General features: G+C 54.6%; 18 protein-coding genes. 8 read left to right on the top strand and 10 right to left on the bottom strand.

Translation table 11 applies throughout. The features are described from left to right. Nucleotides 1-63 precede the first annotated feature (63 nt). From rseC to rseD, 5 genes are read right to left on the bottom strand one after another with little or no spacing between them, the layout of a single operon-like run. The gene (gene rseC, locus IM295_RS04130) at nucleotides 64-540 is read right to left on the bottom strand and encodes a SoxR-reducing system protein RseC (RefSeq protein ID WP_045260167.1); all 477 of its coding nucleotides are present in this window, start codon (nucleotides 538-540) and stop codon (nucleotides 64-66) included. Beyond that, on the bottom strand, nucleotides 537-1490 hold the full coding sequence (rseB, locus tag IM295_RS04125) for a sigma-E factor regulatory protein RseB (RefSeq protein WP_048999422.1): 954 nt from the start codon (nucleotides 1488-1490) through the stop codon (nucleotides 537-539). Before rseB ends, rseC begins: the two co-directional genes overlap by 4 nt. Continuing rightward, a complete protein-coding gene (gene rseA / locus IM295_RS04120; RefSeq protein ID WP_014832926.1) occupies nucleotides 1490-2140 on the bottom strand; it encodes an anti-sigma-E factor RseA in 651 nt (216 codons plus the stop codon). The genes rseB and rseA overlap by 1 nt, the downstream gene beginning before the upstream one ends. Nucleotides 2141-2171: 31 nt before the next feature. Continuing rightward, nucleotides 2172-2747, bottom strand: a complete 576-nt coding sequence (rpoE, locus tag IM295_RS04115; protein WP_028014102.1) for an RNA polymerase sigma factor RpoE — start codon at nucleotides 2745-2747, stop codon at nucleotides 2172-2174. Next, nucleotides 2744-2827, bottom strand: a complete 84-nt coding sequence (rseD, locus tag IM295_RS23270; RefSeq protein ID WP_231940818.1) for a rpoE leader peptide RseD — start codon at nucleotides 2825-2827, stop codon at nucleotides 2744-2746. The genes rpoE and rseD overlap by 4 nt, the downstream gene beginning before the upstream one ends. Before the next feature lie 343 nt (nucleotides 2828-3170). Here rseD and nadB point away from each other — a divergent pair, with 343 nt between their 5' ends. Continuing rightward, nucleotides 3171-4790, top strand: coding sequence for an L-aspartate oxidase (gene nadB, locus IM295_RS04105; protein WP_193066271.1), 1620 nt, complete (start codon nucleotides 3171-3173; stop codon nucleotides 4788-4790). Here the strand turns inward: nadB and IM295_RS04100 are convergent. Further along, a complete protein-coding gene (locus tag IM295_RS04100) occupies nucleotides 4775-5512 on the bottom strand; it encodes a tRNA1(Val) (adenine(37)-N6)-methyltransferase (RefSeq protein WP_193066270.1) in 738 nt (245 codons plus the stop codon). The genes nadB and IM295_RS04100 overlap by 16 nt on opposite strands. A 132-nt stretch (nucleotides 5513-5644) precedes the next feature. On the opposite strand from IM295_RS04100, the gene srmB reads away from it, so the two are divergent. Further along, the gene (srmB, locus tag IM295_RS04095) at nucleotides 5645-6973 is read left to right on the top strand and encodes an ATP-dependent RNA helicase SrmB (protein ID WP_193066269.1); all 1329 of its coding nucleotides are present in this window, start codon (nucleotides 5645-5647) and stop codon (nucleotides 6971-6973) included. 53 nt (nucleotides 6974-7026) lie between these two features. Here the strand turns inward: srmB and grcA are convergent, their stop codons facing one another. Continuing rightward, on the bottom strand, nucleotides 7027-7410 hold the full coding sequence (gene grcA, locus IM295_RS04090) for an autonomous glycyl radical cofactor GrcA (RefSeq protein ID WP_006176733.1): 384 nt from the start codon (nucleotides 7408-7410) through the stop codon (nucleotides 7027-7029). Between the two features lie 314 nt (nucleotides 7411-7724). Here grcA and ung point away from each other — a divergent pair, with 314 nt between their 5' ends. Then, the gene (gene ung / locus IM295_RS04085) at nucleotides 7725-8414 is read left to right on the top strand and encodes a uracil-DNA glycosylase (protein ID WP_193066268.1); all 690 of its coding nucleotides are present in this window, start codon (nucleotides 7725-7727) and stop codon (nucleotides 8412-8414) included. A 39-nt stretch (nucleotides 8415-8453) separates the two neighbouring features. On the opposite strand, the gene IM295_RS04080 is transcribed toward ung, so the two are convergent. Then, on the bottom strand, nucleotides 8454-9554 hold the full coding sequence (locus tag IM295_RS04080) for a tRNA/rRNA methyltransferase (protein WP_041908658.1): 1101 nt from the start codon (nucleotides 9552-9554) through the stop codon (nucleotides 8454-8456). Nucleotides 9555-9758: 204 nt separating this feature from the next. Here IM295_RS04080 and trxC point away from each other — a divergent pair, with 204 nt between their 5' ends. The 5 genes from trxC (at nucleotide 9759) to IM295_RS04055 (ending at nucleotide 15480) form a co-directional block, all read left to right on the top strand. Continuing rightward, entirely contained in the window at nucleotides 9759-10178 is a 420-nt protein-coding gene (gene trxC / locus IM295_RS04075; RefSeq protein WP_028014108.1) for a thioredoxin TrxC, read from the top strand. A 69-nt stretch (nucleotides 10179-10247) separates the two neighbouring features. After that, the gene (tapT, locus tag IM295_RS04070; RefSeq protein ID WP_193066267.1) at nucleotides 10248-10946 is read left to right on the top strand and encodes a tRNA-uridine aminocarboxypropyltransferase; all 699 of its coding nucleotides are present in this window, start codon (nucleotides 10248-10250) and stop codon (nucleotides 10944-10946) included. A gap of 35 nt (nucleotides 10947-10981) precedes the next feature. Next, complete coding sequence (gene pat / locus IM295_RS04065; protein WP_193066266.1) at nucleotides 10982-13645, top strand: protein lysine acetyltransferase; 2664 nt, start codon at nucleotides 10982-10984, stop codon at nucleotides 13643-13645. A 110-nt stretch (nucleotides 13646-13755) separates the two neighbouring features. Beyond that, a complete protein-coding gene (gene pssA / locus IM295_RS04060; RefSeq protein ID WP_023331103.1) occupies nucleotides 13756-15111 on the top strand; it encodes a CDP-diacylglycerol--serine O-phosphatidyltransferase in 1356 nt (451 codons plus the stop codon). 45 nt (nucleotides 15112-15156) lie between these two features. Then, complete coding sequence (locus tag IM295_RS04055) at nucleotides 15157-15480, top strand: YfiM family lipoprotein (protein WP_045260160.1); 324 nt, start codon at nucleotides 15157-15159, stop codon at nucleotides 15478-15480. On the opposite strand, the gene IM295_RS04050 is transcribed toward IM295_RS04055, so the two are convergent. Both IM295_RS04050 and IM295_RS04045 read right to left on the bottom strand, forming a co-directional pair. Then, nucleotides 15477-16784 (bottom strand): MFS transporter, encoded by a 1308-nt coding sequence (locus IM295_RS04050; protein ID WP_041908648.1) that lies wholly within the window; start codon nucleotides 16782-16784, stop codon nucleotides 15477-15479. The two genes, IM295_RS04055 and IM295_RS04050, sit on opposite strands and share 4 nt — an antisense overlap. Before the next feature lie 151 nt (nucleotides 16785-16935). After that, nucleotides 16936-17388: a DUF4385 domain-containing protein gene (locus IM295_RS04045; RefSeq protein ID WP_193066265.1), complete on the bottom strand. Its 453-nt coding sequence runs from the start codon at nucleotides 17386-17388 to the stop codon at nucleotides 16936-16938. Nucleotides 17389-17529: the final 141 nt, after the last annotated feature.

Raw genomic sequence — 17529 nt, 5'->3', positions numbered from 1 at the left:
AGCATAGCGCGAAGAAATGGCGTTTTCTTTTTTGAGATGTAAATAATGATAAAGCCCGGTGGATCACCGGGCCTCAGAAGAGAGCGTCTCGACGCGAAGTTGGTCAGGCGCCAGCGCAACGCTCAGAATAACGGGCTGCCACTCATCGCGCGCGGCGAGCTTCGGTGAGATGCCTTTGGCAAGCCAGAATCCCCCTACGCCACCCAAAGCTGCGCCGCACATGGCGGCCACGTCGGTACCAAACAGCATCTGAAAAAGGCCGCCCATGACAAACAGCCCCACCAGCGGGGAGAGATAGACCAGCATCGCGGAACTCAGCAGACTGCCTTCCGTAATGCCCAGTTCCACCTTCTGACCCGCCACCAGCGGCTGTTCGCTCGGCACGGAGATTGTATGCGATGTCTGTGGCCCTAACTTATTCAGCACGCGACTGCCACAACCGGCTCGGGATGCGCAGCTATTGCATGAGGCTTTAACATCACAGCTGACCAGCGCAATACCATTCTGCCACGAGACGACGGTCGCCCACTCTTTAATCATTGTGCGGCCCTGAATTTAATGCTGTCTGAAATGCGCTTCGCCGTCTGCGGAGGTAATTCCCCCACAATCGTGATTTCTGCGTTATCGCGAACCATGGTGCTGACCGTACGACGCCCGGTACGAAGCATTTGTTCAGCGCTGTTTGCCGTTGCGCGGTTGATATTCACCGAGAAGCTGAACAAGCCATCGGAATAGAGGCGTGATTCAACCGGCGTATCAATGGTGGGCAACTGACGACGGCTGCTGGACACTTCGCTAAAGCCTTGCGGTATCCAGGAAGGAACCCAGTTGAAATTAGCGGAGTCCCCTGCAGGAACAGAAAGCAGCGGCGGCAGGCTGGCCTTCGCCAGATTCTGCATGCTGTTGCCAACCTGATTGTTCACGCTGAAGGAGATGACGCGGAACTGTTCAAGCGTCTCGCCGTCGCGGTCGAGCAGGTCCACGCGCATCGGCAGCTTGGTTTCCGCATCAATCCAGACGATATAGCTGTAGCGCGTGCCATCGCGCGCAACCACGCGGATCACTTCACACAGCCTGTCTGCAATACGGGTACGCCCTACCGAAATAAAATCATAGTAAGGGGCAAGTCGTTTGAAGTCGGTATAGATAAGCGACGGTAGAGAATCAACGATATAGTCGCCATTCAGGGTGAAAGGCTCCAGACCGGGCTCGAAATAGCTGATTTCGTTGCCACGCTGGACAACTTCCCGACGCGGGCCATCCATCTGTAAAAGCTGGGCGAGCGGCTGGTTATCAAGACGGGCATGGCGATAGCGTAACGACTCGACGCCCTGCTTGTTGATGCTGATAAATGCCAACTCGTAATTGAGTGACTGGCTGGCCAGATTCATTTGCTGCAACAACGCCCCGGATGAAACATCAGCCGAGGCGTTAGCAGAGAAGAACAGGCTACCCGCCATCAGAGACATGGCGAACCAAAGTTGCTTCATTACTGCGATTGCGTTCCTAAAGTTTGGTTTCCGGGCACCTGCACAGCAGCTTGCTGAGTTTGGGCCTGCTCAAACTGAAGCTGTTCAGAGTGCAGACGACGCTGCAACTCATAATCCTGCAACATCGCATTAATGCGACGGCGCTGCTCCTGAACCTGCTGTTGCTGACCGCCGCTGGCGGAGGCATCAGCCGGTACGCCCAGACTTACCGGGCTGGCTTTGCCCATCATCGGCAGTGTGTTAAACACTGGCGCTTCTGGCTGCTGATTAGTTTCAGACTGAGTATTATAGTGCTGGACGCCAACGATAACTGCAAGCGATACGCATGCAGCCACCCCCATTTGGGTGAGCTGGCTGGCCCACGGACGCACTTTTTGCCAGAACGGCATTTTCTGCCACTGGTGCGGTGCGGGTTGCGCTTCAGGAATCAGCGGAGTGGTCTGATGAACAGGCTCATTCTCGATGGCCGCCATCACGCGGGCTGAGATATCGAAATGGAGAACCTCTCCGGTATCACCGCGCAGCGTGTCACGGATGAGATGGTAACTCTCCCAGGTCTCTTGCATTTCGGGAGAATGAGACAGCTCGTTGAGCAGCTCACTATCCAGCGTCTCACCATCCATTAAAGCGGAAAGTTTTTCTTTCTGCATGCCTAATACCTTTTCCAGTATCCCGCTATCGTCAACGCCTGATAAGCGGTTGAACTTTATTATCAATAGCTTCTCGCGCACGGAAAATTCGTGAACGAACCGTGCCGACCGGACAATCCATGATAGCGGCTATCTCTTCATAGCTCAGACCATCAAGCTCCCGTAACGTAATTGCCATGCGTAAATCTTCCGGGAGTGACTCGATCGTGCGAAAAACAATTTGTCTCAGTTCTTCTGACAACATTAAGTTCTCAGGGTTCGAAATTTCTTTCAGCGCACCGCCACTTTCGAAGTTTTCGGCGTCGATAGCGTCTACATCACTGGACGGCGGACGACGGCCCTGAGCAACCAGGTAATTCTTTGCCGTATTGACAGCAATACGGTACAGCCAGGTATAAAAAGCACTATCTCCCCGGAAAGATTCCAGCGCGCGATAGGCCTTAATAAAAGACTCTTGCACCACATCAGGTACATCACCTGACGGTACATAGCGGGAAACCAGACTCGCCACCTTATGCTGGTAGCGCACCACCAGTAGGTTAAAGGCTTTCTGATCTCCCTTCTGGACCCGTTCAACCAGGACCTGGTCCGTTAACTGCTCGCTCATCCGAGGTAATGTCTCCCCAAACCTAAATTCCACGCGTTATCGAAACGCCACTCTATAACTACCGCACTTTGAGCAAGCACCAGCTTAGAGTGTCTGATCTTCAATAAGTTCCGTAACGCCTTTGTTTTTGTTCATCGCGCCGCAGACCGTTCATTTTCTCTCATTATAAGTCTGTTCACGATACGCACCACTTTCTGACAAGAAACATCTTTTTCCCGCCAGAAGAGTAACGCAACACAGGCTTTATTTCACCACAAAATCTGACGCTAACGATCTGCTTCGCAAAATAATTTCATTTATTTACCCTTCGTTTACCCCTGCCTGCGCGTTTAGTCATTGCAACTTCCCTTAAAAAAAACGTGCGATATCTCGCATTCAGGTGCTATTCTGCCCCAACACTGTTTAGTAAATTAAACAACAATCATGAACACAACACCTGAACTTCATTGTGATGTACTGATCATCGGCAGCGGCGCTGCCGGTCTCTCTCTGGCGCTGCGTCTGGCTGAACATCAGAACGTTATCGTTCTGAGCAAAGGCCCGATAAGTGAAGGCTCCACATTTTATGCTCAGGGCGGCATTGCCGCGGTATTTGACGAGACCGACAGCATTGCGTCACATGTGGAAGATACGCTGATTGCCGGGGCCGGGATCGTGGATGCACACGCGGCAGAGTTTGTCGCCAGCAATGCCCGCCATTGCGTTCAGTGGCTTATCGATCAGGGTGTTTTATTCGATACTCAGGTTCAGCCCAACGGTGAAGAGAGCTACCACTTAACGCGTGAAGGCGGCCATAGCCACCGCCGCATCCTGCACGCCGCGGATGCTACCGGAAAAGAAGTGGAAACCACTCTGGTCAGCAAAGCGCTGAACCATCCTAACATCCGGGTCCTTGAGCGGAGCAACGCGGTTGATCTGATCATTTCCGACAAGATAGGCCTGCCCGGCACGCGTCGCGTGGTGGGAGCGTGGGTCTGGAACCGTAATAAAGAGAAGGTGGAAACCTGTCAGGCGAAGGCTGTGGTGTTGGCTACAGGTGGCGCCTCTAAGGTGTATCAGTACACCACGAATCCGGATATCGCTTCCGGGGACGGTATCGCTATGGCCTGGCGCGCCGGCTGCCGCGTGGCGAATCTCGAATTTAATCAGTTTCACCCCACCGCCCTGTTCCACCCTCAGGCGCGAAATTTCCTGCTGACGGAAGCCCTGCGCGGCGAAGGGGCTTATCTAAAACGCCCTGACGGTACCCGCTTTATGCCGGACTTTGACGCCCGCGGTGAACTGGCGCCGCGTGATATTGTTGCCCGCGCCATCGACCACGAAATGAAGCGCCTTGGCGTGGACTGCATGTATCTCGATATCAGCCATAAGCCGGCAGAATTCATTCGCCAGCACTTCCCGATGATTTACGAAAAGCTGCTCAATCTTGGCATTGATTTAACACGCGATCTGGTGCCCATTGTGCCAGCCGCCCACTATACCTGCGGCGGCGTGATGGTTGACGATCACGGACGCACTGATGTAGACGGTCTGTATGCTATTGGTGAGGTCAGCTATACCGGGCTACACGGCGCGAACCGTATGGCGTCTAACTCGCTGCTTGAATGTCTGGTGTACGGCTGGTCAGCGGCGGAGGACATCACGAAGCGCATGCCTTACGCCCGTGAAACAGAGCGTTTACCGGCCTGGGATGAAAGCCGCGTGGAGAACCCGGACGAGCTGGTAGTGATCCAGCACAACTGGCACGAGCTACGGCTGTTTATGTGGGACTACGTTGGGATTGTGCGCACCACGAAACGTCTGGAACGCGCGTTGCGCCGCATTACGATGCTGCAGCAGGAAATTGATGAATATTATGCCCATTTCCGCGTCTCCAATAATCTGCTGGAGCTGCGCAATCTGGTGCAGGTTGCCGAGCTGATTGTTCGCTGCGCGATGATGCGTAAAGAGAGCCGCGGTTTGCACTACACACTCGACTACCCGGATCCGCTTGCTGAGTCCGGCCCGTCGATACTCGCCCCGCAGGTTTACATAAACAAATAAAACGCCTGGGTCAGAGCCGTGTAATCTTCGGAATAACTCTGGTCTGGCCCACGGATCACCATACGGTCATTAAAACACTCCCCCTCTTTTGGCGAAAGCGCCAGCAGCACGCGGTGCGGCAATCGGCCTTCCGTATCAGAAATGTCGGTTCGCAAACGTAACGTCCAGCCTATCTCCTGCGCGGTAGCGATAAACGTGTTGCCCGTACTTTCTGGCAGCACCACGCAGAAAAAGCCCTCTTCTGAGATAAGTTCAGCCGCGTTGACGAGCAGCGCTTTGTGATCGAGTGAACCGGTATAGCGCGCCTGTTCACGCTCCGGTGTACCACACTCCACGCCGGGCTCGTAGTAAGGGGGGTTGCTGACAATCAGATCGTAACGCGCCGTCTGCTCTGGCGCCCAGGCCAGCACGTCCGCGCACGTAACGGTTATCCGGTCAGCCCAGGGGGACTCGGCCGCGTTTTCACCCGCCTGCCCTGCGGCCTGCGCATCCAGCTCAACGGCATCAATGGTGACATGCTCTTCAGTACGCTGCGCCAGCATCAAGGCCACCAGCCCGCTGCCGGTACCGATATCAAGAATACGCTTAACACCTGCGACAGGTGCCCATGCTCCCAGTAAAATGCCGTCTGTACCGACTTTCATGGCACAGCGATCGTGAGCGACAAAAAATTGTTTAAACGTAAAACCATCGCGGCGCAGCTGCGCTTTGAGTTGAGACATGTCAGGGCAACCTTCTAAGTGAAACTGGAGTAGCATAGGGGAAAGCGAAGTGGCCGCAAAGCGATATCCATACAAACAGATGAAGATTACAGCCGTAACGTCTATAATCAGCGCCCCACACAGAGGTAGAACATGACTGTAACGACTTTTTCCGAACTTGAACTCGATGAAAGCCTGCTCGATGCTCTTGAGAGCAAAGGCTTTACACGCCCGACCGCCATTCAGGCAGCGGCCATTCCGCCTGCGCTTGAGGGCCGCGATGTGCTCGGTTCTGCGCCAACCGGCACGGGGAAGACAGCAGCCTATTTGCTGCCTGTGTTGCAGCACCTGCTCGACTTTCCACGTAAAAAATCTGGCCCGCCGCGTATTTTGATCCTGACGCCTACGCGCGAGCTGGCCATGCAGGTTGCCGATCACGCGCGTGAACTCGCGGCGAATACGCATCTGGATATCGCCACCATCACCGGCGGCGTTGCGTATATGAACCACGCCGAAGTGTTCAGCGAAAACCAGGACATCGTCGTCGCGACGACGGGCCGCCTGCTGCAGTATATTAAAGAAGAGAACTTCGACTGCCGCGCGGTAGAAACGCTGATCCTCGACGAAGCGGACCGCATGCTGGACATGGGCTTTGCGCAGGATATCGAGCATATTGCAGGTGAAACGCGCTGGCGTAACCAGACGATGCTGTTTTCTGCCACCCTTGAAGGGGATGCGATTAAAGACTTCGCAGAGCGTCTGCTGGAAGATCCGGTGGAAGTCTCTGCGACGCCATCCACGCGAGAGCGTAAAAAGATCCACCAGTGGTATTACCGTGCGGACAACCTTGAGCATAAGGTTGAGCTGCTCAAGCACCTGCTGAAGCAGGAAGACGCCACCCGCACTATCGTGTTTGTGCGTAAGCGCGAGCGCGTGCACGAGCTGGCTGAAATGCTGCGCAACGCCGGGATCAACAACTGCTATCTTGAAGGTGAGATGGCGCAGATCAAGCGTACCGAAGGCATTAAGCGCCTGACCGATGGCCGCGTTAACGTGCTGGTCGCAACAGACGTTGCCGCCCGCGGGATCGACATCCCTGACGTGAGCCACGTCATTAACTTCGATATGCCGCGCAGCGGAGATACCTACCTGCACCGCATTGGCCGTACCGGTCGCGCGGGCCGCAAAGGGATTGCAATTTCACTGGTTGAAGCGCATGACTACCTGCTGCTGCAGAAAATTGGCCGCTATGTTGACGAGCCGCTGAAAGCGCGCGTTATTGATGGCTTGCGCCCAACCACACGTGCGCCGAGTGAAAAAATGACGGGTAAACCGTCCAAGAAAGCGCTCGCGAAACGTGCTGAGAGAAAAGAGAAAGAAAAAGAGAAGCCGCGCGTGAAGCAGCGCCACCGCGATACCAAAAACATTGGTAAGCGTCGTAAGCCAAGCGCTGTCGCGCAGGAAACGAAGACTGAAGAGTAAGAAAAAGCCGGGGTAATCTCCGGCTTTTTTGTTCCACCCCCGTGGCTGAAGCCTTACAGGCTTTCAGTAAAGGTACGGGCGATAACGTCGCGCTGCTGTTCTGGAGTCAGTGAGTTAAAGCGAACCGCATAACCAGACACGCGGATAGTCAGCTGTGGGTATTTTTCCGGGTGCTCAACGGCATCCATCAGCGTTTCGCGGCGCAGCACGTTAACGTTCAGGTGCTGACCCCCTTCAACGCGCACTTCCGGCTGCACTTCCATTGGGATTTCACGGTATTCGATTTCGCCCAGTTTATTCACCGGTACGATTTCATCTTCAGCAAAACCCGCTTTCGCAACCACACAGCGCGCTTCATTTTTCTCGCTGTCCAGCAGCCAGAAAGAGTTGAGCAGATCGTCATTTGCCGCTTTGGTAATCTGGATACCTGTAATCATGTGTTGCCTCCCTTAGGCTACATTAACTGATGCTGGCCTTACGCGGCCAATTGGTAAAACCATTGTTTCTTGTGTGTATATATATCATTCACACCACGGCGATTTATTGATTTAAATCAACAAAAACACCAACCACATAAAGTGTGTGGTTTGAATTTATTGCTTTAGATCAATTTCACACCTCTACCAACTCAACTTAACCTGCATCATTTCAAAATAAATTTAACGACTTAGCACGCATTTCAGCGCGTAATTTTGCTCACAAGCGTTAAACAGGTAAGCTAGTGACAGATTGAGATTCGCAGGAGAGCGACATGACGACACCTTTAGCCTGGCATGACGTGCTGGCAGAAGAAAAGCAGCAGCCTTATTTTATCAATACGCTCAGTACCGTTGCCGCTGAGCGTCAGTCCGGGCAAACGATTTATCCGCCGCAAAAAGATGTATTCAACGCGTTTCGCTATACCGAGTTGAGCGATGTGAAAGTCGTCATTCTGGGCCAGGATCCCTATCACGGCCCTGGACAGGCGCACGGGCTGGCATTTTCCGTACGCCCAGGCGTGGCGATCCCCCCTTCTCTGCTCAACATGTATAAAGAGCTTGAGGGAACCGTGCCCGGGTTTACCCGCCCCAACCACGGTTATCTGGAAAGCTGGGCGCGCCAGGGCGTGCTGTTATTGAACACTGTGCTCACCGTACGGGCGGGCCAGGCGCACTCGCATGCCAGCCTTGGGTGGGAAACCTTTACCGATAAAGTTATCAGCCTTATCAACGAGCATCGTGAAGGGGTCGTGTTTTTACTCTGGGGTTCTCACGCGCAGAAGAAAGGGGCAATTATCGATCGTCAGCGTCATCACGTGTTGAAGGCACCGCACCCGTCACCGCTTTCTGCCCATCGCGGTTTCTTTGGCAGTAATCATTTTGTTCTGGCAAATGAATGGCTGGAAAAACGTGGCGAAACGCCAATTGACTGGATGCCTGTGTTACCGGCAGAGAGCGAGTAGGGTTTGAATGTGCCGGGTCAGGCCCGGCACATAAGAGGCTTATGCCTTATTCTGACGCCACCACTCGGCCAGCAGCACGCCGGTCGCAACGGATACGTTCAGACTTTCCACATTGCCCGTCCCGTCGATGGAGACGCTCAGATCCGAACTGGAGAGCGCCGCATCAGACAGACCATCGCGTTCCTGACCCAACACCAGCACCATCTTGCGCGGCAGCGTCGCTTTAAACAGCGGCGTACCGGCATGGCTGGATGTGGTCACGATGGAATAGCCCGCTTTACGGAACTGCTCGAGGGCATCCAGAACGCTGTCGCCGGTGATCGGCTGTACGTGCTCGGCTCCGCCTTCCGCAGTACGGATCGCGGCGCCGGATTCCAGCAGCGCGGCATCCTGCAGCAGCACGCCCTTCACGCCAAAATGCGCGCAGCTGCGCATCATTGCGCCCAGGTTGTGCGGGTTGCCCACGTCTTCCAGCGCCAGCACGCAGTCATCGGCATCTGCCTGGCTGACCCACTGCTGAACTGTCGTGCCGTTACGTTTTTTAATCAGGAAGCAGACGCCGCCGTGGTGCTCGGTACCGGACGCTTTTGTCAGTTCAGCATCATCAACCACGTGGTAGGCTTTGCGGTTCGCGGCCATCCAGCGCAGCGCTTCTTTAAAGCGCGGGGTCACGCTCTGGATAAACCAGGCGCGGACAATACACTCAGGACGGCTCTGGAACAGCGCCTGGCAGGCGTTCTCGCCATATACACGGGTCTCTTCCGCGCGCTGACGACGCAGCACTTCCGGGTCGATAAAGCTTTTACCGCTGATACCGCCGTGATCGGCTTTTTCCGGCGTCTCATCGCCAGGGGCGCGAGAAACGGTGCGCCACGGAGAGGCGTTATCACGTGAGAAGTCATCACGCGGACGGTCATCGCGCTTGCGATCGTCACGCTTGCGGTCATCACGTTTGCGGTCATCACCGCGGTTATTTCTGTCATCGCGGGCGGGGCGACGGCCACCGTCTGCACGAGAGGACGCTGGACGCCCGCCACCTTTTCCGGTACGCGGATTTTGGGTGCGTTTATCAGAGTCATCATCACTGCGGACATACATCACTTTGACCTTGCCGCTTTTGTTTTTCATTTCGTCGTTCATGCTTTTCTCCACCAGCGCTGCGCGAAGCGCGCAGATTACCCGATGTGCCAGCGCATAGCCATAATTTCGTACAAAAGCCTGTGACTATTGTTCCCATTGAATAAAACGCATTGTCGTTTCATACAGGCTCACTGATAATATGTAACATATCAGAAACATTATCGGCGTTCTGCCGCTGTCCCACGGCTCTATCAGAGGTTAGTTATGAATACCGTATGTGCCAACTGTCAGGCTTTAAACCGCATTCCGGACGATCGGATGGATGACGGTGCGAAATGCGGACGTTGTGGCCATGAATTGTTTGATGGCGATGTCATTAACGCGACGGGTGCTACGCTGGACAAACTCCTCAAGGACGATCTCCCGGTGGTGGTCGATTTCTGGGCGCCATGGTGCGGTCCGTGCCGCAGCTTCGCGCCAATCTTCGAAGATGTGGCCGAAGAGCGCAGCGGAAAAATGCGGTTCGTTAAGGTTAATACCGAGGCCGAACGCGAGTTAAGCGCACGTTTTCGTATTCGCAGTATCCCGACCATCATGATTTTCAAAAATGGTGAAGTGATCGATATGCTCAACGGTGCGGTTCCAAAAGCACCTTTTGATAGCTGGTTAAACGAATCGCTGTAACATTCCCGGGGCACACCTTGTGCCCCGTTCCCGCCTCTGCGAAAATAGGGTTTTTCCTCCATTTCGCCCATGACTGATAACGCTGTCCTTAAATTACGCGCCGAACGCCTTGCGCGCGCGACTCGCCCCTTTCTTGCTCGTGGCAATCGCATACGTCGCTGTCAGCGCTGCCTGCTGCCGCTGAAGGTGTGTCTGTGCGAGACGCTGGCCCCAAGTACTGCGGAGAGCCGCTTTTGTCTGGTCATGTTCGATACCGAGCCGATGAAGCCCAGTAATACGGGGCGTCTTATTGCCGATATTCTGCCGGATACCGCCGCGTTTCAGTGGTCGCGCACTGAGCCACCTCAGGCTCTGCTCGACCTGGTGGCAAGCCCGGACTACCAGCCGATGGTGGTTTTCCCGGCATCTTATGCGGGAGAACAGCGTCAGGTCCTTACCGCGCCGCCATCAGGCAAACCACCGCTGTTTATTATGCTGGACGGTACCTGGACCGAAGCGCGGAAAATGTTTCGCAAAAGCCCTTACCTCGACGCTCTGCCGGTTATTTCTGTCGATCTTTCCCGCGTCTCGGCCTACCGCCTGCGCGAAGCGCATGCTGACGGGCAATACTGCACTGCCGAAGTCGCCATTGCGCTACTGGATTTAGCAGGAGATACCGCTGCAGCTGGCACCCTGGGCAACCATTTCTCATGCTTCCGGGAGCGCTATCTGGCGGGAAAAACCGTTCATAAGGGCAGCATCACAGCAACGGAGACAGAAAGCGTTTAAAATCATCAGGTCGCTTGCATTCACAGGAGGCCTGCATGAGCCAGAGAGGGTTAGAAGCGCTACTCCGTCCTAAATCCATTGCCGTCATCGGCGCATCAATGAAACCGGATCGTGCAGGCTATCTGATGATGCGCAACCTTCTGGCCGGAGGATTTAACGGTCCCGTTATGCCCGTCACGCCGTCTTATAAGGCCGTTCAGGGCGTGCTTGCCTGGCCGGACGTGGAGAGCCTGCCTTTCGTACCGGATCTCGCCGTTCTGTGTACAAACGCCAAACGCAATCCGGAACTGCTGGAGTCACTCGGTAAGAAAGGGTGTAAAACCAGCATTATTCTCTCGTCTCCGCCTGAACAGCAGCCCGAACTGCTGGCCTGCGCCAGCCGATATCAGATGCGCATTCTCGGGCCGAACAGCCTGGGTCTGCTCGCGCCCTGGCAGGGGCTGAACGCCAGCTTCTCCCCGGTGCCGATCCGTAAAGGTAAGCTGGCGTTTATCTCGCAGTCGGCTGCGGTCTCAAACACCATCCTTGACTGGGCGCAGCAGCGTGAAATGGGATTCTCCTACTTCATTGCTCTGGGCGACAGCCTGGATATTGACGTTGACGAACTGCTGGATTTCCTGGCGCGAGACAGCAAAACCAGCGCAATCCTCCTTTATCTTGAGCACCTGAGCGACGCCCGTCGTTTTGTTTCCGCTTCGCGTAGCGCATCGCGCAATAAACCGATCCTCGTTATCAAAAGCGGTCGCAGCCCTGCGGCGCAGCGTCTGCTGCAGTCTCATTCCGGTATGGATCCGGCCTGGGATGCTGCCATTCAGCGCGCGGGGTTGCTGCGGGTGCAGGATACACACGAGCTTTTTTCCGCCGTCGAGACGTTGAGCCACATGCGTCCGCTGCGCGGCGAGAAGTTAATGATTGTCAGCAATGGCGCGGCCCCTGCCGCGCTGGCGCTGGATGAGCTTTGGCTGCGTAACGGCAAGCTGGCCACGCTGGGTGAAGAGACGCTGCAACGCCTCAGAGAGGCGCTTCCGGCAAGCGTGACGCCCGGCAATCCGCTTGATTTGCGCGATGATGCCAGCAGCGATCGCTATATCAGGGCAATCTCCATATTGCTGGACAGCCAGGATTTCGATGCGCTGATGATTATCCACTCCCCCAGCGCGGCCGCGCCGGGCAGTGAAAGCGCGCGGGCGCTGATTGAGGCGATACGAAATCATCCGCGCGGCAAATATGTCACCCTGCTGACCAATTGGTGCGGTGAGTTTTCCTCTCAGGAGGCGCGACGCTTGTTCAGTGAAGCCGGACTGCCAACCTACCGCACGCCGGAAGGCACCATCACGGCATTTATGCATATGGTGGAATATCGCCGCAACCAGAAACAGCTGCGTGAGACACCGGCTTTGCCCGGAAACCTGACGGCGAACACCGTCGACGTTCATCGGCTGTTACAGCAGGCCATTGAAGAAGGCGCGACCTCGCTTGATACGCATGAAGTGCAGCCCATACTGGGCAGCTACGGGATGCAAACTCTGCCAACCTGGATCGCCAGCGACAGCGCTGAGGCCGTACATATAGCCGAACAGATTGGCTACCCGGTCGCCCTTAAGCTTCGTTCCCCCGATATCCCGCATAAGTCTGACGTTCAGGGGGTCATGTTGTACCTGCGTACGGCAACGGAGGTGCAGCAGGCAGCCGATGCCATTTTCGATCGCGTCAAAATGGCCTGGCCGCAGGCCCGGATCCACGGACTGCTGGTGCAAAGCATGGCTCACCGCGCGGGCGCCCAGGAACTGCGGGTGGTGGTTGAACACGATCCTGTCTTCGGCCCGCTCATTATGTTGGGGGAAGGCGGCGTTGAGTGGCGTCCAGAGGAACAGGCCGCGGTGGCGCTACCGCCGCTGAACATGAATCTGGCGCGCTATCTGATCATTCAGGCGATTAAAAGCAAAAAGATCCGTGGCCGCAGCGCCCTGCGTCCGCTCGATATTGCCGGGTTGAGTCAGTTCCTGGTGCAGGTGTCTAACCTGGTTGTAGATTGTGCGGAGATCCAGCGGCTGGATATCCATCCGCTGCTCGCCTCCGGCACTGAGTTTACGGCGCTGGACGTAACGCTGGATATCGCGCCATTTGAAGGGGACAGAGAGAGCCGCCTGGCGATCCGTCCGTATCCTCTGCAGCTGGAGGAGTGGGTCGAGATGAAGAATGGGGAACGCGCCCTGTTCCGCCCTATTCTGCCGGAAGATGAACCGCAGCTGCGTGCCTTTATTTCTCAGGTTACGAAAGAAGATCTCTATTATCGCTACTTTAGCGAAATCAACGAATTTACCCACGATGATTTAGCCAATATGACCCAGATCGACTACGATCGAGAGATGGCGTTTGTCGCCGTTCGACGTTCCGAACGGGGCGATGAGATCCTCGGCGTGACGCGCGCAATTTCTGACCCGGATAACATTGACGCGGAATTTGCTGTGCTGGTGCGCTCCGATCTTAAAGGCCTGGGTCTGGGCAGACGACTGCTGGAAAAACTCATCAGTTATACGCGAGATCACGGATTGTTACGCCTGAATGGCATTACTATGCCGAACAATCGCGGTATGGTGACCCTGGCGCGAAAACTCGGATTTGACGTTGATATTCAGCTGGACGAAGGTATTGTCGCCTTATCCCTCGGCCTGACACCGGCAGACAAACCCGAGTAAGCTACTGGAAATGTTACCCACTTTGGACGGGACTGGTGGTATCATTGTCCGCTTATGTTGTTTGCATGGTACAGACAACCCTTCAATGAACAGAGAAGAAACGCACTGTGATGTTGTCAAAATTTAAGCGTAATAAACATCAACAACACCTTGCTCAACTACCGAAGATTTCTCAGTCAGTTGATGATGTAGAGTTCTTTTACGCTCCCGCTCATTTTCGGGAGACGCTTCTGGAAAAGATTGCCAGTGCCACGCGACGCATTTGCATTGTGGCCCTGTATCTTGAACAAGATGAAGGCGGGCGCGCGATCCTGAACGCGCTCTATGAAGCCAAGCGTCAGCGTCCGGAGCTGGATGTTCGCGTGCTGGTTGACTGGCATCGCGCCCAGCGTGGCCGTATTGGCGCGGCCGCTTCAAACACCAATGCAGACTGGTATTGCCGCACGGCGCAGGAAAATCCTGGCGTCGATGTACCTGTTTATGGCGTCCCGGTGAATACCCGCGAAGCGCTCGGCGTCCTTCATTTTAAAGGGTTCATCATCGATGACAGCGTGCTTTACAGCGGCGCAAGCCTCAATGATGTCTACCTTCATCAGCTCGATAAATATCGCTATGACCGCTACCATCTGATCCGTAATCCTCAGATGGCCGATATCATGTTTAACTGGGTTGATAAAAACCTGGTACATGGCCGTGGCGTTAATCGCCTTGACGATCCCGAGCGCCCTAAGAGCCCGGAAATTAAAAACGATGTTCGCGCCTTCCGCCAGGAGCTGCGCGATGCTGTTTACCATTTTCAGGGCGACGCTAACAACGAAGAGTTATCCGTTACCCCGCTGGTTGGGCTTGGCAAATCAAGCCTGCTGAATAAAACGATCTTCCATCTGATGCCGTGCGCGGAGCAAAAGCTCACCATCTGTACGCCGTACTTTAACCTTCCTGCCGTGCTGGTGCGTAATATCATTCAGCTGCTGCGCGATGGTAAAAAAGTGGAAATTATCGTTGGGGATAAAACGGCGAACGACTTCTTCATACCTGAAGATCAGCCGTTCAAAATCATCGGTGCGCTGCCTTATCTTTATGAAATTAACCTGCGCCGCTTCCTGAGCCGTTTACAGTATTACGTAAACACTGACCAGCTGGTTGTGCGTCTGTGGAAAGATGAAGACAACAGTTACCATCTGAAAGGTATGTGGGTCGACGATGAGTGGATGCTGCTGACCGGTAATAACCTGAACCCGCGCGCGTGGAGACTGGATCTGGAAAACGCGATCCTGATCCATGACCCGCAGCATGAGTTAGCCGCACAGCGTGAGCGTGAACTGGAGTTGATTCGCACGCACACCACGGTGGTTAATCATTACCGCGAGCTGCAGAGCATTGCCGATTATCCGGTGAAAGTTCGCAAGCTGATTCGCCGCTTGCGTCGTATCCGTATTGACCGACTTATCAGCCGAATTCTGTAATGTCCAGGCCCTGTTACCCGCAGGGCTTTTTTATGGAGCCCGTTGATGCGTATTCCTCTGTTACTGAGCGCTTTCTTTCTGACTGGCTGCAGTCATATGGCCAATGATAGCTGGTCCGGTCAGGACAAAGCACAACACTTCCTCGCTTCCGCTATGCTGTCTGCAGCCGGTAATGAGTATGCGCAGCATCAGGGATACAGCCGGGACCGTAGCGCGGCGATAGGGTTGATGTTCTCAGTGGGCCTTGGGGCATCAAAAGAACTATGGGATAGCCGCCCCGCAGGGAGCGGCTGGAGCTGGAAAGATTTCGCCTGGGACGTAGCCGGCGCAACAACCGGCTACGCCGTCTGGCAGATGGCACATTATTAAAGGCGGATACCTTTTCCTTTGCGATGCAGCATCAGCGAGACAATAAACGCCAGCGCTCCCATTACGGTGACATACCAGAAGAAGGTCGTTTCACTGCCCCACGACTTAAGCGATAGCGCGACATACTCTGCCGAACCGCCAAACAGGGCATTCGCGACCGCATAAGAGAGGCCAACACCCAGCGCCCTTACCTGTGCGGGAAACATTTCCGCTTTCAAAATGCCGCTGATTGCCGTGTAAAAACTGATAATAATGAGTGCCACCATGATCAGCGCGAAAGCGGCATACGGCGACGTTGTCTGCTGTAGCGCAGTCAAAAGCGGAACGGTACCCAGGGTGAGCATGCCGCCAAAGATCAGCATGGAGGTGCGGCGACCTATTTTGTCCGACAGCGCGCCGACAATCGGCTGGATAAGCATAAAGACGAGTAACGCCACCGTCATGACGACGCTCGCAACGTTTGCATGCATGCCCGTGGTGTTAACCAGATATTTTTGCATGTAGGTGGTAAAGGTATAGAAACTTAGCGAGCCCGCGGCGGTAAAACCTAACACCATCAAAAATGCTTTGCGGTTTCGCCAGAGCCCCTTCATCGAGCCCGCCTCTTTCAGCGCCCTGACCTCCTGTTGAGAGGTTTCATCAAGCTGACGGCGTAGCCACAGGGCGACAACCGCCAGGGCAGCGCCCATAGCAAACGGGATGCGCCAGCCCCAGGCGTGCAAATCTTCATCGCTAAGGATTTGTTGCAGGATCACCACAACCAGTAACGCCAGCAGCTGTCCGCCAATGAGTGTCACATACTGGAATGATGCATAGAAACCCTTTCGGCCTTCAACCGCCACTTCGCTCATGTATGTCGCACTGGTGCCGTATTCCCCACCGACCGACAGCCCCTGGAACAGACGTGCCAGCAGCAGCAACGCGGGTGCCCATGTTCCGATAGTGTCATATCCGGGCAGGCAGGCAATCACCAGCGAGCCGACGCACATCATGCATACGGAGATGAGCATGGAGGTCTTGCGCCCTTTTCTGTCTGCGATCCTGCCGAACAGCCATCCACCGATAGGGCGCATCAGGAACCCGGCGGCAAAAACGCCTGCGGTTTGCAGAAGCTGAGTGGTGGTATTCCCGGACGGGAAAAAGATATGCGCAAAGTAGAGTGAACAGAATGAATAGACGTAAAAGTCAAACCACTCTACGAGGTTCCCCGAGGAGGCCCCAACGATTGCCCAAACCCGACGACGGGTATCCTTACCTGCCAAATTGGTGTTATCCGTATCTGCACTGGCTACGGTTTCTGTCATTTTAAAATCCCCTGTCTCACATTGCGGGCCATTGCCCACAAACAGTAAAACCGGATTTAAAACGAATCGTTAGGTAAATAAAATGTTTCTAATATGTTTCATTGCGTTTTGTGAACTCGATCAGGTATCGAATTATTAGCGTACGTAGTAATTATCCCCACTTCTGCTGATGCGCCTTTTTTCGCTGCAAATAATCTTCATCTGCACGAATTTTATCCCACCACTTTTTGAAGACCGCGGCGGCTTCGGCTTTTACGGGATCGCAATCCGGCGGTTTGACCTGGCGCTTCTCATCGTACTTTTTACCGCCTTTATGATTGGCGTATCGCCTGGCGCGCGTATAGCCCATCTGAATGAATTTACGCGCCATATCCATACCCACAAAGTCGTTTTGCTGACGATATTCTTCAAACAGGGCGTAAATTTCTTTTGCCGATCGCGCTGCAACTTCAGCATCTTTGTATCGCCAGTGCGGAAGGATCTCGCTTTTGTAAGGTTCCACCATGAGCACACCCTGCTCTCCCCGCCCCACCTGATACAGCTCTGCATGGTCACGGAAATTAATGTTGGCAAAATCTTGTTGGTAATTAAAGGGACGTGTCAAAGCGGCACCATTGTTAAAATCGTTTTAACAATTGTAGGCACGGTCAGGCGGTGCCGCCACCCGGTATTTTCCGGCGCACAAAGCAAAAAACCCCGTACCTTACGGTACGGGGTTCTTCTTAATTGATGCCTGGCAGTTCCC

The sequence above is a fragment of the Enterobacter cloacae complex sp. P14RS genome, from assembly GCF_014895895.1.
Lineage (GTDB): Bacteria > Pseudomonadota > Gammaproteobacteria > Enterobacterales > Enterobacteriaceae > Enterobacter > Enterobacter bugandensis.
This window is presented reverse-complemented; position numbering and strand designations above follow the sequence as displayed.